This window comes from Methylobacterium indicum (genome assembly GCF_001043895.1).
Classification (GTDB): domain Bacteria; phylum Pseudomonadota; class Alphaproteobacteria; order Rhizobiales; family Beijerinckiaceae; genus Methylobacterium; species Methylobacterium indicum.
The window spans coordinates 1-893 of sequence record NZ_JTHF01000102.1; the positions used below are offsets into that span (position 1 = coordinate 1).

Sequence of the window (893 nt, forward strand, 5' to 3'; positions counted from 1 at the left end):
AGAGCCTGTTTGACTATGAATACCTGTATTGGTGTCGCTGATAGGCCTGCATGAGCCTGTGGCAGTTGGCGATACTGATGCCGTCTTCGGCTGCCACTGGGCTGTGCTCCCAGTGGCGGGTCAGGCGGCGATAGCGGGTCGAGAGCGTGCCGAAGGTCGCCTCGATGCGCCAGCGAAGCGGCAGCGGCTGGAAGCCCTTGGCCTGCGCCTCACGGGTGGAAACCTGTATCTCCACACCGTGGCGGGCAGCCGCCTCCTCCATCCGCGCTCCCGTATAGATCCCATCCGCCTTCACTCGCACCGGCGCCCAGCCCGCCTCCGCGGCACGATCCAGCACCCAGCCCGCGGCTTGCGTGTCGTGGACGTTGGCCGCCGTCACCACCGCGGCCAGGACAAAGCCGCGCGAGCACGTCAGCACGTGGCGTTTGATGCCCCGCACCTTCTTCTTGCCGTCGGTGCCGCGGATCCCCGCCTGCGGGCCCGACACGACACTCTGCGAGTCGAGGATCACCGTCGCGGGCTCGGCGGGTCGGCCGCGCTGGCGACGTACCGCCCGCGTCAGCAGGGCAGCGACCTCCGACCAGATCCCATCGGCGCGGAAGCGGTCGTGCCAGGTGCGCACCGTCGCCCACGACCCGAAGTCGCTCGGCAGATACCGCCACGGGCAGCCGGTTTTCTCGAGGTAAAGGCAGGCGTTGACCATCTCGCGCAGGTCGACCTTGAGCGGGTCGTAGCTCGACAGCATGGGCGCGATCAGCGCCCATTGCGCGTCGGTCAGGTCGCTCGGGTAGCGACGCCCGTCGTCCTTGTAGAGATCGCGATCAGCTGGCGTCCACATCGGCTCCTCCTGCCGATAGCAACGCGCGACTGCCGCAATCAGTCAAACAGGCTCT

The 893-nt window shown here is 67.5% G+C and carries 1 protein-coding gene; it reads right to left on the reverse strand.

The window, feature by feature from the left end; translation table 11 throughout:
• Nucleotides 1–13: 13 nt before the first annotated feature.
• Nucleotides 14–838 (reverse strand): IS5 family transposase, encoded by an 825-nt coding sequence (locus QR78_RS12215; RefSeq protein WP_048427798.1) that lies wholly within the window; start codon nt 836–838, stop codon nt 14–16.
• Nucleotides 839–893 lie beyond the last annotated feature (55 nt).